Source organism: Paraburkholderia sp. RHO2 (assembly GCF_050955445.1).
GTDB classification, from domain to species: Bacteria; Actinomycetota; Actinomycetes; order Mycobacteriales; family Mycobacteriaceae; genus Prescottella; species Prescottella agglutinans_A.
Genome location: NZ_CP162617.1, coordinates 2,740,770 through 2,766,319, shown reverse-complemented (window position 1 = coordinate 2,766,319; position 25,550 = coordinate 2,740,770). Strand labels below are relative to the sequence as shown.

The 25,550-nt window shown below is 71.6% G+C and carries 24 protein-coding genes; 7 read left to right on the top strand and 17 right to left on the bottom strand.

Translation table 11 applies throughout. The annotated features are described in order from the left end of the window. Positions 1–343: 343 nt before the first annotated feature. The gene (locus tag ABTV10_RS12740) at positions 344–505 is read right to left on the bottom strand and encodes a hypothetical protein (protein WP_499027402.1); all 162 of its coding nucleotides are present in this window, start codon (positions 503–505) and stop codon (positions 344–346) included. 1,696 nt (positions 506–2,201) lie between these two features. On the opposite strand from ABTV10_RS12740, the gene ABTV10_RS12735 reads away from it, so the two are divergent. Continuing rightward, the gene (locus ABTV10_RS12735; protein WP_499027399.1) at positions 2,202–3,737 is read left to right on the top strand and encodes an MFS transporter; all 1,536 of its coding nucleotides are present in this window, start codon (positions 2,202–2,204) and stop codon (positions 3,735–3,737) included. On the opposite strand, the gene ABTV10_RS12730 is transcribed toward ABTV10_RS12735, so the two are convergent. Together ABTV10_RS12730 and ABTV10_RS12725 are read right to left on the bottom strand one after the other, a co-directional pair. After that, a complete protein-coding gene (locus tag ABTV10_RS12730; protein WP_499027397.1) occupies positions 3,706–4,470 on the bottom strand; it encodes a 2OG-Fe dioxygenase family protein in 765 nt (254 codons plus the stop codon). The genes ABTV10_RS12735 and ABTV10_RS12730 overlap by 32 nt on opposite strands. A 294-nt stretch (positions 4,471–4,764) precedes the next feature. Next, positions 4,765–5,610 (bottom strand): hypothetical protein, encoded by an 846-nt coding sequence (locus tag ABTV10_RS12725; protein WP_499027395.1) that lies wholly within the window; start codon positions 5,608–5,610, stop codon positions 4,765–4,767. A 168-nt stretch (positions 5,611–5,778) separates the two neighbouring features. Here ABTV10_RS12725 and ABTV10_RS12720 point away from each other — a divergent pair, with 168 nt between their 5' ends. From ABTV10_RS12720 to ABTV10_RS12705, 4 genes are all read left to right on the top strand, one after another. Continuing rightward, on the top strand, positions 5,779–7,311 hold the full coding sequence (locus ABTV10_RS12720; RefSeq protein ID WP_499027393.1) for a sensor histidine kinase: 1,533 nt from the start codon (positions 5,779–5,781) through the stop codon (positions 7,309–7,311). A gap of 15 nt (positions 7,312–7,326) precedes the next feature. Continuing rightward, entirely contained in the window at positions 7,327–9,795 is a 2,469-nt protein-coding gene (locus ABTV10_RS12715) for a glycoside hydrolase family 65 protein (protein WP_499027391.1), read from the top strand. A 12-nt stretch (positions 9,796–9,807) separates the two neighbouring features. Next, the gene (locus ABTV10_RS12710) at positions 9,808–10,737 is read left to right on the top strand and encodes a universal stress protein (RefSeq protein ID WP_499027389.1); all 930 of its coding nucleotides are present in this window, start codon (positions 9,808–9,810) and stop codon (positions 10,735–10,737) included. 85 nt (positions 10,738–10,822) lie between these two features. Next, a complete protein-coding gene (locus ABTV10_RS12705; protein ID WP_499027387.1) occupies positions 10,823–11,245 on the top strand; it encodes an Hsp20/alpha crystallin family protein in 423 nt (140 codons plus the stop codon). 4 nt (positions 11,246–11,249) lie between these two features. Here ABTV10_RS12705 and ABTV10_RS12700 read toward each other — a convergent pair whose 3' ends face one another. The 3 genes from ABTV10_RS12700 to ppsA are packed head-to-tail and all read right to left on the bottom strand — an operon-like array spanning position 11,250 to position 14,869. Continuing rightward, a complete protein-coding gene (locus ABTV10_RS12700; protein WP_499027385.1) occupies positions 11,250–12,131 on the bottom strand; it encodes a universal stress protein in 882 nt (293 codons plus the stop codon). Then, on the bottom strand, positions 12,128–12,547 hold the full coding sequence (locus tag ABTV10_RS12695) for a CBS domain-containing protein (protein WP_499027383.1): 420 nt from the start codon (positions 12,545–12,547) through the stop codon (positions 12,128–12,130). Before ABTV10_RS12695 ends, ABTV10_RS12700 begins: the two co-directional genes overlap by 4 nt. 3 nt (positions 12,548–12,550) lie before the next feature. Then, a complete protein-coding gene (gene ppsA, locus ABTV10_RS12690; protein WP_499027381.1) occupies positions 12,551–14,869 on the bottom strand; it encodes a phosphoenolpyruvate synthase in 2,319 nt (772 codons plus the stop codon). Positions 14,870–15,031: 162 nt separating this feature from the next. On the opposite strand from ppsA, the gene ABTV10_RS12685 reads away from it, so the two are divergent. After that, positions 15,032–16,009, top strand: coding sequence for an Acg family FMN-binding oxidoreductase (locus ABTV10_RS12685; RefSeq protein WP_499027379.1), 978 nt, complete (start codon positions 15,032–15,034; stop codon positions 16,007–16,009). A 34-nt stretch (positions 16,010–16,043) separates the two neighbouring features. On the opposite strand, the gene ABTV10_RS12680 is transcribed toward ABTV10_RS12685, so the two are convergent. Together ABTV10_RS12680 and ABTV10_RS12675 are read right to left on the bottom strand one after the other, a co-directional pair. Continuing rightward, positions 16,044–16,193 carry a hypothetical protein gene (locus ABTV10_RS12680; RefSeq protein ID WP_433604159.1) on the bottom strand — a complete coding sequence of 50 codons (150 nt, stop codon included), beginning with the start codon at positions 16,191–16,193 and terminating at the stop codon, positions 16,044–16,046. A gap of 24 nt (positions 16,194–16,217) precedes the next feature. Continuing rightward, the gene (locus ABTV10_RS12675; protein ID WP_499027377.1) at positions 16,218–17,108 is read right to left on the bottom strand and encodes a universal stress protein; all 891 of its coding nucleotides are present in this window, start codon (positions 17,106–17,108) and stop codon (positions 16,218–16,220) included. Between the two features lie 151 nt (positions 17,109–17,259). On the opposite strand from ABTV10_RS12675, the gene ABTV10_RS12670 reads away from it, so the two are divergent. Further along, positions 17,260–17,889 (top strand): response regulator transcription factor, encoded by a 630-nt coding sequence (locus ABTV10_RS12670; protein WP_499027375.1) that lies wholly within the window; start codon positions 17,260–17,262, stop codon positions 17,887–17,889. Positions 17,890–17,896: 7 nt separating this feature from the next. Here ABTV10_RS12670 and ABTV10_RS12665 read toward each other — a convergent pair whose 3' ends face one another. Genes ABTV10_RS12665 through ABTV10_RS12625 form a run of 9 tightly spaced genes read right to left on the bottom strand, consistent with a single transcriptional unit; the run spans position 17,897 to position 25,544 of the window. Next, the gene (locus tag ABTV10_RS12665; RefSeq protein ID WP_433604153.1) at positions 17,897–18,520 is read right to left on the bottom strand and encodes a V-type ATP synthase subunit D; all 624 of its coding nucleotides are present in this window, start codon (positions 18,518–18,520) and stop codon (positions 17,897–17,899) included. Continuing rightward, positions 18,517–19,911, bottom strand: coding sequence for a V-type ATP synthase subunit B (locus tag ABTV10_RS12660; protein ID WP_499027373.1), 1,395 nt, complete (start codon positions 19,909–19,911; stop codon positions 18,517–18,519). The genes ABTV10_RS12665 and ABTV10_RS12660 overlap by 4 nt, the downstream gene beginning before the upstream one ends. Beyond that, positions 19,908–21,632, bottom strand: coding sequence for a V-type ATP synthase subunit A (locus ABTV10_RS12655; RefSeq protein WP_499027371.1), 1,725 nt, complete (start codon positions 21,630–21,632; stop codon positions 19,908–19,910). The genes ABTV10_RS12660 and ABTV10_RS12655 overlap by 4 nt, the downstream gene beginning before the upstream one ends. After that, complete coding sequence (locus tag ABTV10_RS12650; protein WP_499027369.1) at positions 21,620–22,144, bottom strand: hypothetical protein; 525 nt, start codon at positions 22,142–22,144, stop codon at positions 21,620–21,622. The genes ABTV10_RS12655 and ABTV10_RS12650 overlap by 13 nt, the downstream gene beginning before the upstream one ends. Beyond that, a complete protein-coding gene (locus ABTV10_RS12645; protein ID WP_499027367.1) occupies positions 22,141–22,359 on the bottom strand; it encodes a hypothetical protein in 219 nt (72 codons plus the stop codon). Before ABTV10_RS12645 ends, ABTV10_RS12650 begins: the two co-directional genes overlap by 4 nt. A 3-nt stretch (positions 22,360–22,362) precedes the next feature. Beyond that, on the bottom strand, positions 22,363–22,782 hold the full coding sequence (locus tag ABTV10_RS12640) for an ATP synthase subunit C (protein ID WP_499027365.1): 420 nt from the start codon (positions 22,780–22,782) through the stop codon (positions 22,363–22,365). Continuing rightward, on the bottom strand, positions 22,779–24,173 hold the full coding sequence (locus tag ABTV10_RS12635; protein ID WP_499027363.1) for a V-type ATPase 116kDa subunit family protein: 1,395 nt from the start codon (positions 24,171–24,173) through the stop codon (positions 22,779–22,781). Before ABTV10_RS12635 ends, ABTV10_RS12640 begins: the two co-directional genes overlap by 4 nt. Next, positions 24,160–25,110 (bottom strand): hypothetical protein, encoded by a 951-nt coding sequence (locus ABTV10_RS12630; protein WP_499027361.1) that lies wholly within the window; start codon positions 25,108–25,110, stop codon positions 24,160–24,162. Before ABTV10_RS12630 ends, ABTV10_RS12635 begins: the two co-directional genes overlap by 14 nt. After that, complete coding sequence (locus tag ABTV10_RS12625) at positions 25,107–25,544, bottom strand: hypothetical protein (RefSeq protein WP_499027359.1); 438 nt, start codon at positions 25,542–25,544, stop codon at positions 25,107–25,109. The genes ABTV10_RS12630 and ABTV10_RS12625 overlap by 4 nt, the downstream gene beginning before the upstream one ends. Positions 25,545–25,550 lie beyond the last annotated feature (6 nt).

Here is a 25,550-nt window from a genome sequence, read left to right as displayed (position 1 = left end):
GATGAGTCCATCGTAAGACGGTTCGGCATCCCAGCAAGGCCGACGGCAATGGAGAAGAACGACGGGGTCCAGCCCTTCAAAGGCGCTGACCGGCCGTTTAGCGGCTGATGTCGCCAGTGTCCGGGCCCGGTTCGGGCGGGTCCTGTTCGGACAGCCAGTCCCGGACCAACCCACAGGTCAGAAAACGGGACGCCTCGAGGCCGCCCGACCTCGACCCGATTGGCCGAGCAGTACGCATGGCAGGGGTGTCGTCGCGCGCAGCGGCCAGTAGTAAGTTCGTCGCCGGTGATGTCGGGACGCGGACCCAGGGATCCGCGTCCCCGCATTCGTCCGGCCGCCGCTGTCAGCCCAGATCGGCCGCGCGCACGACCAGGACCTGCGCCGCTGAGAGTCCTCGGGCGTGGACCCCGACGACACCCGAACGCGCCGGGCACCCACAACCCCGTCGGGCGACGCTGACTGCCGGCATGCCGACGGGGGACTGGGCGCGAGCGCCGGAATCCACGGCTGCGCCTCCTCGAAGAAGGCTTCTGGGGCAGAGCGATTCGAACGCATTCCCTCGAAGCGGGTGCGGCTGCCGTGACGGCTACTCGACGCAACGCTTCTGCGAAACAATGACGTGCTCAACTGCTTGACCTTCTGGGCGATGCGCCAGAACACCACCGTCAGTCAGCGGCGGTGCGCAGTGCAGGGGAGTCAAGCGAAAACCTCACGCGCACATGGATATTCGGCATTATCCATGACGGTGATGTGGACGTCCGCTGGAGTGGGCGGGGCAGCGTGGTCGGTCTGCCGCGCACCGTATACCGGGCCAGCGTGACCGCGCATGCGCAAGACGTGCGAATCGTCGAAGTTTGCGGATTCGTCGCACGCTGCATGAGCCGGCGTGACGCCGTCGCATCCGGCGCTCGGGATCTCGGAGGTCGGCGGCCGGACGTCGAGTGTCGGGTGCCGGGCCCGGCGGGCCGCACGGGCAGGTGTGGGCGGGGACGCCGCGCGCGAACCGGCGTCCCGCGCGCTCGATGGTGCGCGCGGAAGGTCGGGATGCGCGCGGCGGACGCCGAGTCGGTGTGACGACGCAGGGGCCGGGCGCCTGCGCACCGGGGTGGCCCGCTCGGCTCTCGGGGACCGCCCGAAACGCATTACTTGACATAATGTGGATTATCGGCGAAATGGTGAACTGCGGAAAATGCTGCGGGCGCGGACATTCCTGCGCTGTGAATCGCCAGGCTGGTTGGCAAATTGCCAACATGGCTGGCAGAGCCGCCACAGTAGTTGGCACAACTGGGGTCGCGAGATCGGTCAACGCCCGCTTCCGGCACCTGATGAGCTGGTAGTCCCAGCTTTCTTCTTTCGCCTTCGCCTGACGGGCAGCCGCTCGGTGACGACCTCGCGCAGATAGGTGTTGATGATGCTGACCTCGATAGTTCCCCCACCCAGCGTTCTGCTGTCGCATTTAGTCACTGTGACGCAATGATCGGGCGTCAGCCCCGGTCCGCCCTGCTTGCAGACCGAGACCCTGCCGTCACTGGATTGTCTTGTCAGCCTGTCTAGTTCGTGTGGCCCAAATCTGCGGGGGTTGTCACGCTTGTTCCTGACCTGGTTGTCCGCCGCCGTGGGTATCGAGCGGGGTCGTGTGACGGGCGATCCGCGGCGCCGCTCCCCTTCGATCGCAGCCATCGTCCACGAAGCTGATCGGTCCCGCGTGCGGTGGTAGGTAGATCGGCGACAAGCCGACCGCACGCGATCCGCCGCCGGCGTCGTCGACCACCACGCACAGCGGTGGCCTGCACCCCATCCCGGGCCGCGCCTCCATATTTCGTTTCGGTAAAACTACGTCGCGCGCGGCACCGTGCGCGTTGCCGTGCGCGTTGCCGTGCGCACGTTGGGGTCGTGCGGGCCGGATCTGTGGTGGCCGCAGGATCGGGCGTGGGTCGTCGCCTCGGACATCGACCTGATGTCGACTGACATTGGCTCGTCGACTGCACCCTCCCGGACACGCCGTCACGGGCGTAGCCCCCACGACCGCGCGCAACGCGTCGGTGGCCGGGTCTCGGTTGGATCCTCGACGATGGCGGTGTCTCGCATCCACCACGAGCCACTGGGTCGGGCAGTCGGTTCGGTCCTCCAAACCTCGGACGGAATGCGGAAGCCGGAGGCTAGAGTCGATCACGTCGGATGTGGGGGCAGGGAGGTGGGCGGTGCCTGCGTCTCGGTTGCAGGCCGACCTGAGGGCCCTGCCGATCGTCCTGGCCCTGTCCTTCGCCTTCACGATCACGGTCGTCGACCCACTGGTCCTGAGCCTGAATCTGCCGCAGGTGAGCCGGGCCCTCGATGTGCCACCGCAGTTCGGCGGATTGCTGGGCGGCATGGCGACGCTGGTGATGGCCGCCGCCGTCCTCGCCGCTGGCAACCTCGGCGACGCGTGCGGGCTTCGACGCTTGCTGATCTCGGGACTGGTCGTCGTCACGGTCGCCAACCTGCTCTCCATGCTTTCCCCCAACTACACCTTTCTGTTTGCGATGCGAGTCTTGGCCGGATTGGGAATGACGGCGCTGCTCGGTGTGCCGCTGGCCCTGCTCAAGGCTTCCGTGACGGACAAGCAGCGGCCGACGGCCATCGGCGTTTTCGTGGCGGTCGAGATGGTTCTGTGTGGGGCACTCCCGGCGCTCACGGGCTGGGCGGTGGCGGCCGTCGGCTGGCGAGTCGTGTTCCTGGTCGCACCGTTGCTCGCCGTGATCTCGCTGCTGCTGACAGCGAGGTACGTCCCGGAGACGCCCGTTCAGCATCGCGCTCGGCTGGACGTGGCCGGCGTCGCCCTGGTCGGTACGGCGCTCCTGGCACTCGTCATCGGACTGGCAGCCGCGCAGAACGGCATGTTCCGGCCCGAGACATGGCTGCCGCTGGCTGTCGGCGTGGTCGCCGCCGTGCTCTTCGTTCGCCACGAACGCCGCACCCCCGAACCGGCACTGGACCTGGCTCTGTTCGGAAGCTGGCCCTTCAGCGTGGCTCTTGCCGCGACATTCACGCTGAATTTCCTCATGGCCGGGCTCGGCATCATCCTGGGGCAGTTCGGCGGTGTGGTGCTCGCGCTGTCGCCGGAGAACATCGGCCTGTTGTTCCTCCCCGGCACGCTGCTGATGGCCGGCTTCGTGGTCTTGTCCGGGAGCCTGGTGGGGAAGTTCTCGCCGAGACCGGTGATGGTCGTCGGCCTCCTGTTCATGGCAGCCGCCGGACTGCTGATGGCAGCCACGGTCGACCCGACGATGGCGCTGTGGCTGCTCGTCTCGGCCGTGTGGCTGTACAACCTGGGCTCGATGGTGACCTCCACATCGGTGTCCGAGACGGTGCTCTCCCAGGCGCCGAGCGGGCAGTCCGGAACGGTGGCTTCCGTGCAGTTGGCCTTCGGGATGACCGGCTATGCGTTCGGACCCACCGTGTACCTGCTGCTTGTCAACGTGTTCTTCCAGCGCGAATGGCTGGCCGACACCGAGGCGCGCGGACTGACGGCGACCCAAGGCCGGCAAGCCGTGGATGCCGCGCGCAGTTCGGTGGCGCAGAGCCTCGGTGGCGCCGGGTACGACCCGAACCTGCTTCGGCAGGTGGGCGGTCTCGACCTCGGAGCGGACTTCGCCGACGCGGTGCGACTCACCATGCTGACCGTCAGCGTCCTGCCCGTCGCTGTGGCGGTGGCGGCCTTCGTGCTCATGGCCCGCCGTAAGAAGCCGACGGTGTGAAGGTGACTACCAGCACGTCCCTCCAGGCCGGCTCACCGCGGTCGACGGGTCGGATCGGCGAGACACCGTGCCAGGTGCAACGGTCGTCGCCCAGGAGGAAGGCGCCGGGTTCGCGCAAGGTGGCCGTCACGAGTCGTTCGCCGTCCGGGCCGAACACCGAGCTTTCGCCCCCGACGGCATTGTCGACGCCGATCAACAGGGAACCGACCAGCGTGACACCGTCGCGGTGCACGCCCTCGGGCGTGGGCCGGCCCTCGTTGTCAGCCGATGCGACCACGCGGAACGGATGCACCCAGACCGTCCATTCGGGAGCGTCGTCGAGGACCGGCGCGATCCGGCCCACCAGTTCCACTGTGCGCGCGAACAGCGGATCTTCGAGGAACGCGGCTGTCAGCGGTTCGAAATGGCGGTCTCGTCCGAGGTAGAGAACGTTGGAGTCGTCAGGCTGTACGAATTCACCGTGCGCTGTCGGCTCCAGCGCGCCGTCGGCCGCCCGGTACCGGAACCGGCCGTAGCGCCGTAGCCGGTGCACGCCCTGTTCTGCCGCGTACGGGTCGGGCGCAAGCTCCTCCCAATGCGCGGAGAACCGAACCCAGGTATTGGCGTCGGCACCGATGGATCGCCACAGGTCTGCCGCCGACATCAGGAACGTACCCACGGAAGCGAGCGCTCGCCGTGCGGTGTCGACCGGGTCCGTGCCGGCTTCCCTGTCCCCCGCGGCGTCCTCCCTCATCTACTCAGAGTCGGCGAGGACGGTCCCACAGCGCAACCTTCGCCGGTGCAGGGGCGGCGATGAATTCGGGAAGCGTCGTCCTCTCCGGCGCGTTCGCGCCTCGATCGGCACCCGCCCGCCGCCCCCCGCTGGGGCGGGTCCCGCACTCGTAATTACGTCACGTGACGGAGCAGCTGGGGTGCGGTTGTCGGCGGATCGGCGACGGTTCGGGATCACATCGGGTATCAGGGCGCCCGGACCGGTCCGGTTCTGGGCGGCGAACCGGCTCCCACGCAACCAGCCGCCTCCGTGCTCTCATAGCAGTCCGCCGTCGAAGAAGGTGACGAGCGCGGGCGCCGGGTCCGCCGCGGTGCCGGCGTTGGCGACCGCGACGACGATCAGCGCGACCACCGACACGGTCGACAGCGCCCCGACCCAACGTAGCGGGCGGCGGGCCCGCCGAGCGGCTGCGCGTGCTCTCCTCCACGACAGCACACTCACACCGAGGAGCACGGCGGCCGCGCACGCTGCAACCACGGCCATCGCCGCGTGGTATTCGGCGAAGTCGCGGATCATCGCGTCGAGGGCAGGCGGCGTCCGGTCGCCGTCGGCCAGGCGTTGCTCGATCTGGGTCAGTGTGTCTGTGAGCTCTCCCCCGGGTTCACCGACCGGCAGCATGGACAGCAGTGAGGAGAACGGCGCCACCGCGCCCTGGATGTTGGCCATCACCGCGGCCGAGGCGACCGCCGCGAGCATCGCGCCCAGGACTCCGGCCGCCGCGAAGCCCACCCGTCGGCCGACCCCGAGGTCGCCGGACGTCACGTATCTCCTTCCGAGGAGCACTCCGAAGGCCACGAGAGCGGCCAGCACGAGCGCCGCGAGCACGGCCTTGACCACGTGGTATCGCATCCAGTAGTCGGCGAGGGACTGCATGTCCGGGGTGAGCCGGGAGTCTCCCGAGTGCCAGTAGCCGACGAACGCCTCCCGAACCGCGGCGACGAGGTCGCCCTGATCGACGAAGGCTCGACCGGACCAGGCCGCGGCGAGCACGGGCGGGGCGACGACGAAGCCGACGACGAGGGTGGCGGTGACGGCAGCGAGCGCGGCGAGTGCACGCCCGGAGACACCGGTGGATCGCGACGGTAGAACGTTGCTGTGCACGGGGTTTCCTTCGGGTCGGTTCTTCGTGTCGTCAGCGTACGAACCTGCGGACCGGGGTTCGTCGGCCCACGGGAGGATCTTTCGCGTCCCGGCCCTCCGCCTCCGGTCGGAGACCTCCGCCCTGCCGATGAGGCCGTCTGCGCAGCTCGATGGTGGAACAATGGCGCTGTGACTCGTACGAGTGATCGGCTCGAGGGTCTCGTCGAGGCGTTGCTGGATGTCACGTCGGGTCTCGAGTTGCCCGATACGCTGCGCCGCGTCGCCGCCGCGGGCATGCGGCTGACCGGGGCGCGGTACGGCGCCGTCGGTGTCCGGGACGAGGGCGGCGCCGGGTTGTCGCAGTTCGTGTCCACGGGAGTGGACGATTCGCGGCACGATCCGCCGTTCGGGGGACGTTCGGCGGGGCATCTGCCGGTGGGCACATCCCTCGAGACGCCGATCCGGGTGCGGGACCGGGTATTCGGGACTCTGTACCTGACGGACAAGCCGAACGATGTGCCGTTCACCGTCGACGACGAGACCCTCGTGCGCGCGCTGGCGTCCGCGGCCGGCACCGCGATCGACAACGCCCGGCTCTACGACCAGTCGCAGGGGCGTCGGCGGCGGCTCGAGGCGTTGCAGGACGTCAGCACCGAGTTGCTTGCCGGCGGGGACCCGCAGCGGGCGCTGCAACTGGTGGCGGACCGGGCGCTCGTGCTCACCGACTCGGATCAGTCGTTCCTGGCGATGCCGGCGGAGCCGGACGTGCCGCCGGCGGGTGTGGTGGAACTCGAGATCGTGGTCGCGGCCGGTCCGGAGTCCGCGCGGGCGGTCGGCCGTCGCCTGCCGGTCACGTGTTCGTGCACCGGCCGGGCGTTCCGGACGCGCACGCCGAGCAGTTTCGACCGGCTCGAGTACGCCCCGTTCGACCACGCGCTCGAGGCGTTCGGCCCGGCCCTGATCGTCCCCCTGCGGGCGGCGGGTGGGGTCACCGGTGTCCTGGTGACGCTGCGGCGGCGCGGGCGCCGGGCGTTCGACGCGGACCAGTTGGATTTGATGACGTCGTTCGCGGACCAGGCGGCGTTGGCGTTGCGGCTGGCCGGCGCGCAGCGGGAGCAGAACGAGCTGAATCTGCTCGCGGACCGGGACCGGATCGCCCGCGACCTGCACGATCACGTGATCCAGCGGCTGTTCGCCGTCGGATTGTCGCTGCACGGGACGTTGGCGCGGCTCGAGTCGCCGGACCTGCGGGGGCGGATTGACTCGACGATCGACGAGTTGCAGGCGGTCATCGGTGACATCCGCACCGCGATCTTCGATCTGCACGACGGCGCCGGGGAACCGGCGCCCCTCGGGCAGCGGGTGCGCCGCGCTGTCGCGGATCTGACCGCGAACCGCTCGATGGGAACGGATGTTCGATTGCGGGGTCCGCTCGCGGAGCTGTCCCCCGTCGTGGCCGACCATGTCGAGGCGGTGGTGCGCGAGGCGGTGGCCAACGCGGTGCGGCACTCGGGGGCCGAGTCGGTGCGCATCGTGGTCGAGGTCGATGACCGGGTGACGGTGGAGGTCGTCGACGACGGGTCGGGTATCCGGGAGCCCGTCGAGCGCAGCGGTCTAGCGAATTTGGCGGCCCGCGCCGAGGAGGTCGGGGGGACGTTCGAGTTCGGTTCGAGGGACGCCGGCGGCACGTGGATCGCCTGGTCGGCTCCTGCGGCGGAATGAGCGGAGGGACCGGGCATGGCGGTCGGTGCGTCGCTCGATCCCGATTGCGAGTTGTGTGCGTTGACGGCCGCGGCGGGTGAGGCCGGCGAATGGCTGCTGATGTTCACCGGCTTCGATCCGGCGACGGAGGGCCGGCGGGAGGCGCTGTCGACGCTGGCGAACGGGTACATGGGCACGCGTGGGGCGTTGTCGGAGTGTCGCGCGGACGGCGTGCACTACCCGGGTGTGTACGTGGCGGGGTGCTACAACCGTCTCACCTCGATCGTGGACGAGATGCGGCACGAGGACGAGAGCCTGGTCAACCTGCCGGACTGGACCGGCGTGACGTTCCGTGCCGGCGGTGGTGAGTGGTTCTCCCCCGCGGCCGGTTTCGCGTACGAGCATCATCATGTGGGAGTCGATCTGCGCGGCGGCGTGTTGCTGCGCGAGTCGGTGGTCGTCGATGCGCAGGGGCGGCGCACCCGGTTGCGTCAGCGGCGGATCGTGTCGATGGCCGATCCGCATCTGGCGGCGGTGGACACCGTCGTACGCCCGGAGAACTGGTCGGGCACGCTGGCGCTGCGGTCGACGCTGGACGCGGACGTGCGGAACGCGAACGTCCCGGATCTGGTCCAGTTCGCCGACCGGCATCTGACCGAGGTGAGTGTCGGGGGTTTCGGGGACGACATGATCTGGTTGCGGGCCCAGACGAGCCAGTCGCGCGTGCAGGTGGCGCAGGCCGCCCGGACCCGCGTGCGGGTGGACGGGATGGGGGTGACGGCGACGCACTCGCGCCGGTTCGAGCCGGAGGCCGTCAGCGACCACGTCGCGGTGGAGGTGCGGCGCGGTCAGTGCGTGGAGATGGAGAAGATCGTCGCGGTGTACACGTCACGGGATCGGGCGATCTCGGAGGCGGTGTCCGCGGCGCAGGAGTCGGTACACACGTCGCGGGGGTACGAGGACCTGCTGGCGGCGCACGTCGAGGCGTGGGACGGGTTGTGGCGACGGTTCGCGGTCTCGTTGGACACCGGCGTGCGGTCGCGTCAGGCGGCGAACGTGCACATCTTCCATGTGCTGCAGACGCTGTCGCCGCACACCGCCGATCTGGATGTGGGGGTGCCGGCCCGCGGTCTGCACGGCGAGGGGTACCGGGGCCACGTCTTCTGGGACGACGTGTTCGTGTTCCCGGTGCTGAACATGCGGTTGCCGGAGCTGACCCGGGCGTTGTTGCTGTACCGGTACCGCCGGTTGCCGTACGCGCGGCGGCTGGCGGCCGCGGAGGGGCTCGGTGGTGCGCTCATTCCGTGGCAGAGCGGCAGTGACGGTCGGGAGGAGACTCCGCGGGTGTTCTTCAATCCGCGGTCGGGTCGGTGGATGCCGGATCATTCGCGTCGCCAGTACCACGTGAACCTGGCGGTCGCGTACAACGTGTGGCACTACTGGGAGGCGACGGCGGATCTGGGTTTCCTGGCCGCGTTCGGCGCGGAGTTGCTCGTGGAGAATGCGCGGTTCTGGGCGAGCGTGGCGGTGTACGACCCGGTCGCGGACCGGTTCGACATCCGCGGGGTGATGGGTCCGGACGAGTTCCACGACGGGTATCCGGACCGGCCGGGGACCGGGATCGACAACAGCGCGTACGTGAACGTGATGATCGCGTGGTCGTTGGCGCGGGCGCTGGACGCGTACCGGATCCTGGGCGAGAACGAGGACGTCGGGCTGTGGGAGCGGCTGGACGTCGACGAGGCCGAACTCGAGTTCTGGGACCGCCTGCGCATGCGGCTCCGGCTGTGCTTCCTAGACAACGGGCTGCTCGCCCAGTTCGAGGGGTACGAGTCGCTGGCGGAGCTGGATTGGGAGGCGTATCGGGCGAAGTACGGCAACATCGGCCGGCTGGATCTGATCCTGGAGGCCGAGGGCGACAGCTGCATCCGCTATCGGGCGTCGAAGCAGGCGGACGTGCTGATGCTGCTGTATCTGTTCACCGCCGAGGAGTTGACGGCGCTCATGGAGGAGCTGGGCTACCCGTTCGATCCAAAGTCGATCCCGGCCACCGTCGAGTTCTATCTGGCGCGGACCACGCACGGCTCGACGCTCAGTAGGGTCGCCCACGCGTGGGTGTTGGCGCGGGGTAATCGGCGGGGATCGTGGCAGATGCTCGGCGAGTCGCTCGAGGCGGATCTGTCCGACACCCAGGGCGGGACCACGCGGGAGGGGATCCATCTGGGGGCGATGGCGGGGAGCATCGACATCCTGCAGCGGTGCTACACCGGTTTCGATATCCGCGGCGACGTGCTGTGGCTGCATCCGCTGCTGCCCGACGAGCTGCGGGTGCTCGAGTTCGATATCCGGTACCGCGATCACTGGATCCATCTGCGGTGCGATCACAAGGGGCTGACCGTGTCGACGAAGGCGAGTGCGGCCCCACCGATCCGGGTCGACATCCACGGTCGGGAGTACGAATTGGCGGCCGGTGAGTGGCTGACCGTCGCGGCGGACGAACCGTGAGAGGCGGTGCGCGTGGACAGGGAGACGGGTGCGGCGGTGAACGAGGACGTGGACCGGACCGGTGTCGTGGTCGGGGTCGACGAGTCCGACGCGGCGTTCGATGCGTTGGACTGGGCGGCCCGGGTGGCGGGGATGCGGCGAGCGCCGCTGCACGTGGCGCACGCGCTGCCGACGCCGGGTGTGTATCTGAGCGGGGCGGCCGTGTTGGCGCAGGCGCAGTTCGACGAGCAGCTGCGGGAGTCGGCGGAGCAGGTGACGGCTCGGGCCCGGGCGCAGCTGGCGTCCGATCACCCCGTGGTGGAGTTCACGACCGCGATCTATCCGGGGCCTCCGGCGTCGGCGTTGCTCGAGGTCGGCGCGGTCGCCGAGCTGATGGTGCTCGGGGCGACCGGCGCGGGGACCGTCGGGGCGGCGCTGGTGGGGTCGACGGGGCAGCGCGTCGCCAATCATGCGCGGTGCCCGGTCGTGATCTGCCGGGGCGGCCGGGCACGGGAGCGTGACACGCGGCCGGTGGTGGTGGGCGTGGACGGCAGCGAGTCCAGTACGCGGGCGGTGGCGGTCGCGTTCGAGTACGCGGCGCTGTTCGCGGCCCCGCTGGTGGCCGTCCACATGTGGGGTCCGGATCGGCCGGTGGACCGGCACGGGGCGTTCCGGCTGGTGGACTGGCAGCAGGTGGAATCGGAGGCGCGGGCGGTGCTCGCCGAGGGGGTCGCCGGGTGGGCCGCGGAGTACCCGGACGTCGAGGTCGACCAGCGCCTCGAGCGGAAGAGTCCCGCCCGGATGCTGCTGGAATATTCGCGACAGGCGCAGCTGGTGGTGGTCGGCAGCCGGGGCCGCAGTCGGCTGCGGGGCGTGCTGCTGGGGTCCACGAGCCAGAATCTGCTGCACCACGCCGAGTGCCCGGTGATGGTCTGCCGTGGCACCCGGGAGCGCCCCGAGTGACGAACGGCCCTCCCCTGGTCCGTGCGATCGGAGTCGAATGGGGTGTGCAACCGGTTCCGTGGTTGCACGACAGCGAGGAGTGGTCATGTCGAATGTTCCCGCACGTCGCCGGTCCGTGTTTCCTGACCTGAGCGAGCTGTTCGACGCCTTCCCAGTGACCGGGTTCCGTCCCCCGTTCGGCGGCAACCTGATTCGGGTGGAGGATCGGGTCGAGGAGGACAAGTACGTGCTGCGGGCCGAGCTGCCCGGGCTCGATCCGGCGAAGGACATCAAGGTCAGTGTGCAGGACGGTCAGTTGACGATCGAGGCCGAGCGGTCGGAGGAGAAGTCGGAGGGCGGTCGATCGGAGTTCGCGTACGGCTCGTTCAGCCGCACGGTGACGTTGCCGGCCGGCGCGGACGAGGACCAGGTGGAGGCGAGCTACACGAAGGGCATCCTCGAGGTGACGGTGGCACTGGCGACGAAGGAACGCGGCGCCAAGCACATCGAGATCACGCCCGGCGACTGACCGGTCATCGGGACGGCACCACCAGCAGAGGGCAGGTCACCGTGTGCAGCAGCGCGGTGCTGGTCGATCCGAGCGTCATGCCCTGGAAGCCGCCGCGCCCGCGGCTGCCGACCACGATGAGTCGCGCCCCGGTTCCGTGCATGAGGAGGTTGCGCACGGGCCGGTCCTGGACGACGAGCGTGCGGACCGCGACGTCGGGGTACTTCTCCCGCCACCCGGCGAGGGCCTCGGCGAGGACTGCGTGTTCGGCGGCTTCGGTGGACGGCCATTCGATCCGGTGCTCGCGCTTCGGGGCGAGCGTGCCGACCACCGCGAGGTCGCGATCCGACCAGGCGTGCAGGGCGAGGAGTTCCGCGTGGTGTAGCGACGCCTCCTCGAACGCGGCGGCCACGGCGGGTTCGCCGGCCGGGGAACCGTCGACGCCGACGACTACCGGTCCGGCCAGTGGCGGCTCGCCGGGATGGGGCCAGCCCGGCACGACCGCGACCGGACAGGCCGCGTGGCGCGCGACGGCGGAGGTGACCGAGCCGGCGAGACCGCTGGTGAACTCGCCGAGCCCGCGCGTGCCGAGGACGATCATCCGCGCGGACTCCGCGTGCTCGAGCAGGGCCTGGGCCGGCGTCAACCGGGACAGCGCGGTCCGCACCTCGACGGCGGACTGCGGGTCCAGGGCCGCGACGAGGTCGCGGGCGTCGGCGACGGCGCGTTCCGCCGCGATCTGCAGGTCGTCGACGAACGGCGAGCCGAGGCCGATGCCGCCGGTGCACACGCTCGACACCAGGAGCAGCGCGTCGCCGCGGACCAAGGCCTCGTGGGCGGCCCAGCGGACCGCGTCGCGGGAGGTACTGGAGCCGTCGACGCCGACGACGATCGGGGCGGTGCTCATGGGTGGCTCCTCGGCGGTGGTGTGGTGGGGGCGGTCAGCGCGCGGATCAGTTCTACTCGGGTGATCGTGCCGATCGGGGTGAAGCCGTCGACGACGGGCACCGCGTAAGTGTCGGTGTCGGCGAGCGCGGCCGCAACATGGGCGATGTCGGTCTCGGCGCGCATCGCGAGGACGGGGGTGGTCATCGCGTCGGCCACCGCGCCGGGCACGGCCGTCGCGAGATCGGTGTCGGAGAGCACGGCCCGGATGCGGTCGAGCAGGTGGGTGGCGGTGAGGATGCCGACGAGACGGCCGGCCGCGTCGACCACCTGGAGCGTCGCCTCGGGGGCGGTGCCGAGCAGGCGGGCAGCGTGCGCGAGTGTGGCGTGTTCCGGGACGGTGACGACCCGTCGGGTCATGATGTCGCCGGCGCGCACCACTCACTCCCCGGCTCGGGCCGTGGTACGGGCGTAATCGAGGAGGATGCGCCGTTCAGCGGCGGCGACGACCCGACGGGTGCGGGCCGCGGAATCGGGGGTCACCGACACGGAGGTGATGCCGCGGCGGACGAGGTGCTCGGCGAGCCGGGCGTCGGTGGAGACGGCCTGCCCGCACAGCGACGTGGTCAGCCCGGACGCGTGGGCGCGGTCGATGATGCGGTCGATCGCATCGAGGACGGCCGGGTCCATGGTGTCGAACAGGTCCTTGCACACCTCGGAGTCGCGGTCGACGCCGAGCATCAGCTGGGTGAGGTCGTTGCTGCCGATGGAGACGCCGTCGATGCCGAGCCGGGCGTACTCGGGGATCCAGTACGCCACCGACGGCACCTCGGCCATGATCCACCGGTGCATGCCGCGGTCCGCGCCGAGCGGGTGCGCGTCGAGTTGCGCGAGGCAGTCGGCGAGTTCCCAGCGGGTGCGCACGAACGGGATCATCAGGTGCACGTTGGGCAGCCGCTGCCGGACCCGGTGCAGCACGTCCAGGTCGAGGGAGAACAGTGCGGGTTCGCGCACGTACCGGAAGCAGCCGCGGTACCCGATCATCGGGTTGTCCTCGTCCGGTTCGACGTCCCCGCCCTCGAGTTCGGCGAACTCGTTCGAGCGCAGGTCGACGGCCCGGTAGACGACGGGGCGGGGCGCGAACGCGGCGGCGATGTGCTCGACGCCAGCGGTCATGTCGTCGACGTACTCCCCGCGGCGGCCCGCGGCGATCATCGCGGCGGGGTGCTTGCCGCCGAGGGCGCCGGTGATCATGAATTCGGCGCGGAGCAGTCCGACGCCGTCGACGTCGGTGGCGGCGACGGCCTCGGCGGCGTCGGGTGTGGCGAGGTTGACGTACAGCGCGGTGGCAGTGGGCTCGTGGGTGCCGGCGGTTGGGGTCGGCGCCGCCGGTCCGGTGCGGGTAGGCTGTGCGGGTGTGACGGCCCCGGCGAACACGGTGCCGTTGCCGCCGTCGACGGTGATCAGGGCGCCGTCCTCGATGACGCGGGTGGCGTCGTGGGTGCCGACGACGACGGGGCGGCCGAGTTCGCGGCCGACGATCGCCGCGTGGCAGGTGACTCCCCCGCCGTCGGTGACGATCGCCGCGGCGCGGCGCAGCACGGGCAGCCAGTCGGGGCGGGTCATGGGGGCGACGAGGATGTCGCCGTCGACCAGCCGTGCGGAGTCCTCGAGGGCGGTCAGGACGCGGGCGGTGCCGCTCGCGGTGCCGGGGCCGGCGCCGAGGCCCCGAACGAGCGGTGTCCGGCCGTCGCGGGCGGGTTCGGTCGTCGACGAGGTGTCGGCGGTCTCTCCCAAGGTGGTGATCGGTCGGGTCTGTACCAGCCACAGCTGGCCGTCCTCGACCGCGAACTCGAGGTCCTGCGGGGCGCCGTAGTGCTTCTCCACCGCCGCCGCCAGTTTCGCGACCTCCTGCACGTGCTCCGTGTCGAGCACCTGCCGCGCGCCCTCCGTGGGTGACAGCTCCACCTTCCGGTCGCCGGTGGGCCCGGGCCGGATCGCGAACGCCTGGGCGCCGATGTGCTTGTCCACCAACGCGAAACCGTCCTTCGACAGCACGTAGGTGTCGGGTTCGACCTGGCCGCCCACGATCACCTCGCCGAGCCCGACGGCGGCCTCGACGACGATCCGGTCCCGCGCGCCGGTGCGCGGATCGGCGGTGAACGCGACCCCCGAGCAGTCCGAGCGCACCATTCGCTGGACGACGACCGCGATCGACGGTTCGTCGTCGTAGCCGCGCAGGATGCGGTAGGTCAGGGCGCGCGGGGTCCACAGCGACGCCCAGCAGTCGCGGACCGCGTCGATCAGTGCATCGTCGCCGACGACGTCGGTGTAGCTCTCGTGGATGCCCGCGAACGAGGTGTCGGCGGCATCCTCGGCGGGCGCCGACGAGCGCACCGCCACCGGGACGTCGGCACCGAGATCGTCGTAGGCGCGGCAGATCTCGGTGCGCATCTCGTCCGGGAGGGTCACGCCGCGGACGAGGGCCTGCAGTTCCCGCGACTCCCGGGTGAGGGTGGCGTCGTCGGCCCCGCGGCAGGCGGCGCCGCGCGTGGCGAGCTCGCCGCGGACGCCGGCGGCGTCCATCGCGGCCAGGTACGCCTGCTCGGGGATCGCGAACGCGGGCGGCACCGGGAAGTTCCCGCGGGTGAGTTCGCCGAGGTTCGCGGCCTTGCCGCCCACCGACGGCGCGTCCGCCGCGCCGAGGCGGTCGATCGATGCGGTCCACCGCTGTCCCGTCGGGGACGACTGAGCTGTCATCTTTCGCTCCTCGCATCGATGCGGCTGCCTGTCCTCAGCAAACACCCGGCGCCGACGGCGTCACAGGGTCCAAGGTCATCGGTCGGCGACCGGGTGCGCGCGGGCCCGCGGATGGCCCTACGGCCCTTGTCGGGGCAGCCGGGAAGCGACGAGACTTGGTGAATGATGGCCCGTCCCGGAATCGGGGAGATCCGCGCTGCCGTCGAGGCCGCGTGCCGGGCGCCGTCGCTGCACAACAGCCAGCCGTGGCGGTGGCGCGTGGTCGACGAGCGCCTGGAATTGCACGCGGACGGTGCCCGGTCGGTGCCGGTGGCCGACCCGGTGGGCCGTCAGATGGTGATCAGCTGCGGCACGGCGCTGCACCACTTCGAGGTGGCGGTGACGCGCTACGGGATCGGCGCGGTGGTCGAGCGGCTCCCCGATCCGGAGGACCCGATGCACTTGGCGTCGATCGCGTTCGCGCCGCTGTCGGCGAGCCGGGTGGCGGCGTCCGAGGAGGGCGTCGTCGCGATGCGCCGGGCGATCGACCGGCGGCGCACCGACCGCCGCCCCTTCGGGGCCTGCCCGTCGCGAGATCTGAGCGGGCTCGACGCCGACACCGTGGCGCCGTTCGCGGCGTCGGTGACGATGCTCGGGGACGACGGGCCGGCCAGACTGGCCGAGGCCGCCCGGTGCAGTGCGTCGGTGCGCCGGTACGACCCGGCGTATCACGCGGAGCTGTACTGGTGGGCCGGGCACGCGCCGGCCGACGAGGGCGTCCCCGACACTGCCCTACCGTCGGAGGGCGCCGTCCCGGTGGGGCGGGAATTCCCGATCGGCACCCTCGCGTCGCCGTCGTTCGGGCCCGATCGGGCGGCGCTCGCGGTGATCAGCACCGACGCCGACACCCGACTGGACTGGCTGCGCAGCGGCGAGGCCCTCTCGCACCTTCTGCTCAGCGCCACCGCGCGGGGGCTGGCGACCTGCCCGGTCACCCATCTCACCGAGGTCGCGGCAAGCCGGCGCATCGTCCGCGACGCGGCGGCGGCCGGTGGCGAGCGGTGCGGTTTCCCGCAGGTCGTCGTCCGTGTGGGCGAGAGCCCCGGCGGCACACTGCCGCTGACCGGCCGCCGCCCGATCGAGCAGGTGTGGACGGCGTGACCGGCACCCCGCGCCTCCGGTTCGGTTGTGCGGGTTACGTTTCCGCGACGGCTTCCGGTCCGCTGTCGGTCGTGTCCCCCAGGACGACACACGGGTGCCGGCACGTGTACGCGTAGGCGATCGCGTCGGTCACCGCGGTCGAGGCCCCGGCGAGGAGGAAGATCTGCTCATTCGGCCTGTCCACGCTGCTTCCTCTCCACCGACGCCGTCACGACCGGACGATCATGAGCGGGCACGTCGCCGAGTGCAGCAGCACCGTACTGGTCGAGCCGACCAGCATGCCCGCGAAGCCGCCGCGACCGTGCGTGCCGACCACCAGCAGTGCGGCGTCCGCGGCGCGCTCGCGCAGTTCCTCGGCGGAGTTCCCACGAACCACGGCCCGCGCGACGGGCGTCTCCGGGTAGCGCTCGGCCCAGCCGGCGAGGCTCTCCGCGAGAACGGCCTGCTCGGCCACCTCGACCTCGTCCCACGGCAGGTCGAGTTGGTCGTCGAACACCGTCGACAGGGTGAACGGCGACCACGTGTGCACCGCGACCACCCCGACGCCGCGCAGTGACGCCTCCTCGAGCGCGGCCGCGAGGGCGGGCCGGCTGTTCTCGGAGCCGTCGATGCCGACGACGATCTCCCCCATGCCGGCGGCCGGCGCGACCGGTTCGCGCAGTACCACCACCGGGCAGTGCGCGTGCGAGGTGAGCGCGACGGCCACCGAACCGGCGAGTGCGGCGGTGACCTGGCCGAGGCCGCGGCTGCCGACGACGACCATCCGGGCCGACTTGGACGCCTCGATCAGGGCGGGGCGGGCCGGACCGGTGACGATCTCGCTGGTGATGTCGGTGACCGGCGCCGCGCCGTCGACGGTCCGGGCGATCGCGGCGGCCCGCTCGAGGTGTCCGTGGACCGCGCGGTCGCGGTCGGCGAAGTAGCTCGGCGGCAGCCGGATGCCGTCGCCGTAGGGGGTGGGTGCCCCGAGCGCGGCGAGCAGGTGGACCGGGCATCCGTGGAGCCGTGCCTCGCGGGCGGCCCAGTTCACGGCGGCGAAGGACGAGTCGGAACCGTCGATCCCGACGACGACCGGTGCACTCGTCTCGACTGTGTCCACGGCGGGACCTCCACACACTCGAGTGCCACCCATCGTCGCCGCGCCCGCGGCCGGCGGGTAGGGCCGGAAGTCACCCCGGATCCCTCGCGACGGTCCGGGCCGCCGTCGGTTCGTCGTACGATCGGCTCATACGCACCCGGGAGGTGCCAAGATGCTGACAGTGTTCCTCGTCGACGATCACGAGGTCGTCCGCCGCGGCCTCGCCGAACTCGTCGATTCGGACGACGACATGCGGGTGGTCGGCCAGGCCGAGACCCGTTCCCAGGCACTGGCCCGGATCCCCGCACTGCGACCGGATGTGGTGCTGCTCGACGTCCGTCTGCCCGACGGCAGCGGCATCGACGTGTGCCGTCAGCTGCGCACGAGGATGCCCGACCTGCGTTGCCTGATCGTGACGTCGTTCCGCGACGAGCGCGCGATGCAGGACGCCGCGGCGGCAGGCGCGAAGGGCTACGTCGTCAAGGACATCCGCGGCATGCAGTTGATGGAGGCGGTGCGCGAGGTCGGTGCCGGCGGCACGCTGCTGCCCGCGGCCTCGACCGGCGGCGGCCGGCCGCGGCGCCACTCGCCGCTTCCGGAGGACCTCACGGCGCAGGAGCGCCGCCTACTGGCGCTGCTCGGCGAAGGGCTCACCAACCGCCAGATCGCGGCGCGGATGTTCCTGGCGGAGAAGACGGTCAAGAACTACGTCTCGCGGCTGCTGGCCAAGCTGGGCGTCGAGCGCCGCACCCAAGCTGCGGTGCTCGCCGCACGGATGCAGGTGTCGGGCATCGCCGACTGACCGGGGATCATCGGGGATCCGTGCCGCTGTCCGACCGGTTCGTCACCCAGCGCCGGCGGACGACATCGGCGTGCTCTTCTTCCTCGAGCCCGATGCGGAGCCGCGCGAGTTCACTCTCGAGCGCCGGTATCCATCGGTCCGAGATCGCCCGCTGTCGCCGCGCCGTGGACTGCAGCTCGGCGTCGACGAGCCGCACCGCTGTCGTCGCGGCCACGTAGGCGACGGCCGCCGCGAGGGCACGCCTATGGTGGGCGCGGGCCTCGGCGACGGCGGGGCCGTCGAGCGGCCCGTCGGGCAGGTCGGGGCAGATGCAGTCGGTGTCCGCAGGGAACGTGACCCCCATCGACCGGGCCCACACGACGGTGATGCGGGCCGGCGGCCCCGCGGCCCGGCCGATCGCGCTCTCCCCACCGAGCAGCAGAGCACGTTCGAGCCAACGGTCGGCGTCGCGGCCGGCACGCGCCCACTCGGCGGCGGTGCGGGTGGCCTCTCGGCCGAGCCGGTCCCGCTCGGCCTGCAGGACCAAGCGTTTTCGCTCGAGCAGATCGACGCCCCGGGTGGCCACGTCGAGTCGGCGCCGAAGCCACAGGCGTCCGGCGCGCCCGGGGGGAACCCGTCCGATGCGTGTCACGACCCGTCACCACCCGGACGGTAGTGCTCGTCCAGTAGTGCCCGCGGCAGCATCGTCAGTTCGCTCCGCGGCAGCGTCGACAGGGCGGCCCAGGCCCGGTCGAGGGTGTCGTCGAGGGTGCGGGACTCGTCGCTGCGCTGATCGAGCAGGTGCCTCTGGACGGCACCGGTGAATCCGAGGTAGGCGCGGTCGACCGTGCCGAGCGAGTCCTCGCCCATCAGCTGCGCAAGTTCGGCGACCTGACGGGCGCGCGACATGGCGGCCAGTACCTGGGCGGCCAGGTCGAGGTGGTCGTCACGGGTGCGTCCGGGGCCGGCGCCCTTGCGCATCAGGCGCGAGAGTGACGAGAGTGCGTCGACGGGCGGGTAGATGCCGGCCCGGTGCTGGTCGGGTCCCAGGACGATCTGGCCCTCGGTGATGTAGCCCGTGAGGTCGGGCACCGGATGGGTGATGTCCCCACCTGGCATCGTCAGTACCGGAATGATCGTGACCGAGCCGGCGACCCCGCGGATGCGCCCGCACCGCTCGTACAGGGACGCGAGGTCGCTGTACAGGTAGCCCGGGTAGGCGCGACGTCCCGGCACCTCGCCGCGTGCCGCGGACACCTCGCGCACCGCTTCGGCGTAGGCGGTCATGTCCGCCATCACGACGAGGACGTGCCGGCCCTCGTCGAACGCGAGGTACTCGGCGATCGTCAACGCCAGCCGCGGGGTGAGGACGCGTTCCACAGCCGGCTCGTCGGCGGTGTTGAGGACCAGGACCACTTCGCCGGCGGTCACGCGGACCTCGAGGCGATCCCGGACCATGGCCGCGTCGGCGTGGGTGATTCCCATGCCGGCGAAGACGACGGCGAACGGCTCGCCGGCGACATTCGCCTGGGCAGCCACCTGAGTGGCCAGCTCCAGGTGCGGCAGGCCGCCGACCGAGAAGACTGGCAGCTTCTGGCCACGAACGACGGTGGTGAGCGCGTCGATCGCGGACACGCCGGTGGGGACGGCGTCGGCGGGGGTTTCGCGCCACGTCGGGTTGAGCGGCCGACCGGACACTGGTGCGCGGCGTGACGCGAGTACCGGCGGCCCGCCGTCGACCGGTGCGCCGCGCCCGTTGCACACGCGGCCGAGCCAGCCGGGCCCGACCGGGATGTGGAGCGGCTCGCCGGCAAAGGAGACGACGGTGCTTTCCGGTCGCATGCCGTCGGTGCGTTCGAGGACCTGGACGATCGCCAGGTCGTGGTCGACCTCGAGCACCTGACCGTGTCGGATTTCGCCGCTGTCGAGACGGATGACGGCCGACTCGTCCCATCCCACGCCCCGGACGTCGCTCACCACAAGCAAGGGTCCGCGGAGGCGTCGGACGTCGGTGTACTCGATGCCGCCGGGCCCGGCCGTCACGACAGCTCCCCGATCCGGGCGAGCATCACGTCGCGGATGCGGTCGACCGTGGACGCATCGTCCGGGCCGGCCTGTTCCCGCGCCTGGATCAGCGGTCCGAAGTCGATGCCTTCGAGGGTGTCGGCGTCCACACCGGCCTGGACGAGTGCCCGGCACCGGTCGAGCACCGCCAGCGCGGCGTCGGCGAGCGCAGCGGCTTTGGCGGTGGAACAGAACCCGTCGGACGGGCTCAGCGCACTCTGCTGCAGAACCCCTTCCCGAAGGAGTCGGCCACCGAGCATCGCCACGCGTTCGGCATCGGGCATCGCGTGCCGGCCCACGAGTTCGGCAAGGGCGTCGAGCCGGTCCGCGTCGGCGAGTACCGCGGCGACCCGGGCACGGCGCCGCATCCAACCGGGGTCGCCGTCCCGGGCGTGACGGAGCCCTAACGCCTGGGCGTCGGACGAGAATGAGCCGGACCACGCGACGGCCGGGTAATGGCGCGCATAGGCGAGATCCCGGTCGAGGCTCCACACCGAGCGGACGAAACGCAACGTGTGCGCCGTGACGGGTTCGGTCATGTCGCCGCCCGAGGGCGAGACGGCGCCGATGATCGTGACCGAACCCCGACGCCCGCCGAGCGTGACAGCGTGGCCGGCGCGCTCGTAGAACGCGGCCAGTGCCGACGCCAGATCGGCCGGGTAGCCCTCCTCCACCGGGAGTTCCCCCAGTCGTGAAGAGAACTCGCGCAGCGCCTCCGCCCACCGGGACGTCGAATCTGCGATCACGACGACGTGGTAGCCGAGGTCGCGGAAATACTCGGCGACGGTCACGCCACTGTAGATGCTGGATTCGCGGGCCATCAGCGGCATGTTCGACGTGTTGGCGACGACGACGGTGCGCGCCGCGAGTCGGTGCCCCGTCCGCGGGTCGACGAGGTCGTGCAGTTCCTGCACCACGTCGGCCATTTCGTTGCCGCGCTCGCCGCAGCCGACGTACACGATGACGTCCGCATCGCACCACTTGGCGATCTGCTGCAGCAGCAGCGTCTTGCCGGTGCCGAAGCCGCCGGGCACCGCGGCGGTCCCGCCGCGCGCGATCGGGAACAACAGGTCGAGGACGCGCTGTCCGGTGGGCAGCATCTCGACGTCGTCGATCCGGTCGCGGCACGGGCGGGGCCGGCGCACCGGCCACGGCTGCGTGAGCGGCACGGCGGTCTTGGACACGGTCGCAACGACGGTGTCGGCGCGGTAGCTGCCGCGGTCGCGGATCGAGTCCACGCTGCCCGCGACGCCGGGGGGCGCCAGAATCGGGATCGGGATCGGCCCGCTGTTCGCCACCACCCCGAGTTCGTCACCGGCGTCGACGTGGGCCCCGGCACGAACCGACGGGGTGAACTCCCAGCGGCGGTCCGGGATCCGGTCGCCGGTGGTGGCCGGAGCCAGCCAGGTGCCCGCCTCCGAGAGGGGCCGCAGCAGGCCGTCGAACACGCCACCGAGCAGGCCTGGTCCCAGCGGCGCCGACAGCGGTCCGCCGGTCGAGGTGGCCGGCTGCCCGGGTGCGAGCCCGGCCGTGTCCTCGTAGGCCTGCACCGTCACGAGGCCGTCGTCGATGGCCACGACCTCGCCAGGAATCAAGCGCTCCCCGAGGGCGACGACGTCGTGGATCGATACCGCGGTCAGCTGTCCGATCTCGACCAGGGAACCGGAGACGCGCACGATCTGCGCTGTCATCGCAACCATAACCCGACGATGTCGTCGCCGGCCCCCGCGAGCCGTCGTTCGGCCAGGTCGGCCAGCGACCAGAGGAGACGGCGACCGCCGACCTCCCCCTCGATGCCCCCGTCGGGAAGCTCTCGGATCTCGGCCCGCGGGCCCAGGAGGTCCCGTGCCCGCCGGACGAGCCGATCCCGCAGTGCCGGATAGGTGGAATCGTCCCGGGACGCGGCCGCGGCGGCTCGTACGTGGGTGCGGAGTTCGTCGTATACCTCGCGCTGGGCGGCGAGCACGACCGCGCGGGCACGCCGGTGCGCGCGGACACGTTCGGTGGCGACGACCAGTTCACCGTCGCGAATCCCCTCCGCCCTGGCGCGGTCGAGCCGGGCGCGGGCCTCGGCCTCCGCCCTCGCGATCGCCGCCTCCGCGTCGGCGCGGGCCGCGGCCCGGATGCGGGCAGCGTCGCTCCGGGCGCGGTCGGTGAGCGCTCGGCGTACAGGATCGAGGCCGTCGGTCGTCGGCGTCTGCGTGATCGTCACGGCAGCACCACCGCCAGAGGGTATGTGCCGTTCACCGCGTCGGGTCCGAGCGCGCGGGCAGCAGCGGCGGTGAGGACGACGACGGCGACGTCGGCGGGCAGAGCCGCCCACTGCGCGCGCACGGCGGCGTCGTCCGGGGCGGCGAGGACGAGGGCCCCGGCGAGCGCGTATCCCTGCACCGTCGGACCCTCGCCCAGGACCGCGACCCGCGCCACGGCTCACGCCTTCCCGATCAGGATGATCGCGACGATCAGGCCGTAGATCGCGATGCCTTCCGCCAGTCCGACGATTACCATCGCGCGGCCGAAGAGTTCGGGTCGCTCGCTCATTGCGGCGAGCGCGGCGGCTCCCGTGTAGGCGACGGCGATCGCGGCCCCGATCGACGAGCCGGCCACCGCGATCGCGGCTCCGAGCAGGGCCGCCCAGTTGGTGCTCGGTTCGACCGCCTCCGCGACGGGGGTCGCCGAGACCGGCGTGCCGCTCGCTGCGAGGGCGAGCACGGCGAGCGAACCGACGAGCAGCAGTGCGTCGACGGCGACGACGACTGCGAGCGCGGTCCGGCCGCGGCGCCGCACGGCCGCCAGTGCCACGACGGTCACCGCGCACAGCACAGGAAGCGTATACAACCAGGTGCTCACGAGGACCTCCCGGAGGGTTCGATCGGAACGTGCCAGGGGTGGAAGGGGCGGCCTTCGGTGACGAAGAGCCTCGAGAACAGCTCGTAGTACTCGAGTCGCAGTGCCTGCACACCGGCGACCAGCGCTTCGAGCGCGAATGCGAGCGTGTTGCCGACGACGAAGACCACGACAGCGGCGGACGAGCCGACGACGCCGCCCCACAGTGAGGTGGTGCCGTTCCACACGATCTGCCCGACTGCGGCGTGGGTGAGCCCGAACGCGGCGAGACGAGCGAACGAGACCAGGTTCGCGCCGAGGCGGATCACCGCGTCGAACAGTTCGACGAGCGTCTGCACGATCCCGGCCGCCCCGCCCTCGGTGGCCGCCAGGAATCCCATCGAGGCGAGGATCAGCCCGACCGCGCCGACGACGCCGCCGACGAGCACCCAGACGCTGCCCGCGACCAGGCCGAGAAGGACCAGGCCCAGCCCGGCGAACAGCGCGACTCCGGCAAGACCGGACGGGGCACTGACTGCGGAGGGCCACCCGCCCTCGTGCCACCGGTTGACGGTGCCGAGCACGTACGCGCCGGCGATCAGGACCGCACCGACCCCCAGTGCCGCAGCCAGCAGCGTGATCGGCTCCTCCAGCGGCGACAGCCACAGGACCGGCACCACCCCCGTCGGGCCGAAGTACTCGCCGTACAGGACGCCGAATCCGGTGGCGGCGACCCCGGCGCCGACCACGAATCCCCACACCCGCCGGTAGCGGGCGAGCCGCGCCGGACGTCCGGCGCGCAGCACCAGCCCGGCGAGGATCAACAGCACCCCGTGACCGACGTCGCCGAACATCATGCCGAACATGAACACGTAGGCGAGTCCGGCGGGCAGCGTCGGATCGACGTCTGCGTACGGGACGGTCCCGTAGGTCTCGACCAGCGGCGCGAAGGCCCGCCGCGTCGCGCCGCCGGTGTGCAGGCGTGTGGGGGGATCGACGCCGCGCGGCGTCGGCAGCGGGACCACCGTTCCGCCGAACGGTTCGAGTCGTTCGGCGAGCTGCGTCACGTGCGCCTGTTGTGTCCAGCCCGCGAGGGCGGCGACGTCGCCACGCACCACCGCCGCCCCCGCGTGCCGTTCGAGTTCGTCCTCCCCGGCGAGCAGGTCCAGACGGCCGTCGCGCTCGAGCTCCGCCAGGTCCGGCGTCCGGCCGGACAGCCGCGGCTCGGGGGGTGTCGCGGCCAGGTGGTGCAGTCGCACGGCAGCTTCGCCTGCAGGTGCGCTCGTGTCCGGGACGTCGAGTTCGACGGTGCCGGCGTCCGCGGTCTCGGCGAGCACGCGGCGCAGCGTCGCAGTCGGGGCGACGACGGCGACCCGCTGCATCCGCACTGGTGCCGCAATCTCAGGCCACCGCATCGAACGCCTCCGTCGCGGCGGACCCGACGACGGCCCGTCGTGCCGCCGCGGACAACGCCGCGCGGGCCCGCCAGGCGTCGATCGCGAGGACCGCGATCGCGCCGACGACTGGCCCCTGCCCGAAGCCGGCGCCGCGCAGCAGTGCGAAACCGTCGGCCTCGACCCGGTGGCACCAGCGCGCCTCCGTGCGCCAGGCGTCGTCCAGCGTGCCGAGTCCGTCGAGGACCCAGCGCGTGTCGGCAGGCAGGTGGCGGGCGAGTTCGTCGACAGGCAGGTTCGCCGATGCGACGGCATCGACGAACGCGGGGCCGACGATGGTTCCCGCGCGTCGGGCAAGCGGCGGCGCGAGGGCGTGTTCTTGGACACGGACGGTGCGGACGAGGAGTAGCGCCGTCTGGGCGCGTGCCCAGGCCGCGGCTTCGGGAATCCGGCCGACGATCTGGTCGGCCCAGTTCAGACGGGTGCCGCAGGAAATCTCCCACGGTCGTTCACCGCCCGGATCGCCCCACGCCGAGGCCTCGAGCGCGGTCCGGAGGTCGGCGGCCGAGCTCGCGTCCGCGAGTCGACGTCCGGCGGTCGCGAGGGTGCCCATCCAGTGGGGCTGATCGGTGGGCGTGCCGCGGGCACGGGCGAGGCTGTTGTCGAGATCGGCGATCTCGAATCCACCGCTCAGCAGGCGGACCACGTCCACGCCGTCGCGCGGCAGCCATCCGGCAAGGACCCGCAGGTGCCACAGCAAGGTGGAACCGATGGCTCGCTGAGCGGTGGCGACCGAGTCGTGCGGACGGACCTCGTGCCCGTACGGGGTCCGTGTCAACGCATGGACGGCGTCGGCGACCGAGCCGGAGGTTGTCAGGGAGCGCGCAGCAGCGGCGCCCATCCGTCGACGGGCCAGGGCGCGGGCCCGGACCGTCCCGGCTACCCAGGATGCGCTCATAGCGAGCCGTCCGATGCCTGATCCGGCAGCGTCGCGACGATTCGGTCGACGAGCGCGGGAATCCGCTCGCGCCCTCGGGCGCGGATCATTGCCGCCTCGTCCGCGGCCCGTTCGAGGATTCGGGCGGCGTCGTCGGCGGCTCGTCGGGACGCGCGCGCGGCCGCTGCTGCTCGTTCCTCCTGGACACGACGGTCGGCGTCCGCGATCCGCGCGCCGGCTTGCTCGGTGGCGTCGGCGCGGATCGCCTGGGCGTCGCGTTCCGCCGCGGCCCGGATCTCGTCGGCTTGCTCACGGGCGTCGTCGAGACGGGACAGAACGGGGGCGAGCTCGGCGGACAGTTCGGCCACCCGGTCGGCCGGCACACCTGTCGATGCCGCGGCGCCTGGTGTGCCCGCGGGCCGGAATCTGCGCAGCAGGTCACGCGTGCGTGGCATCGGTCC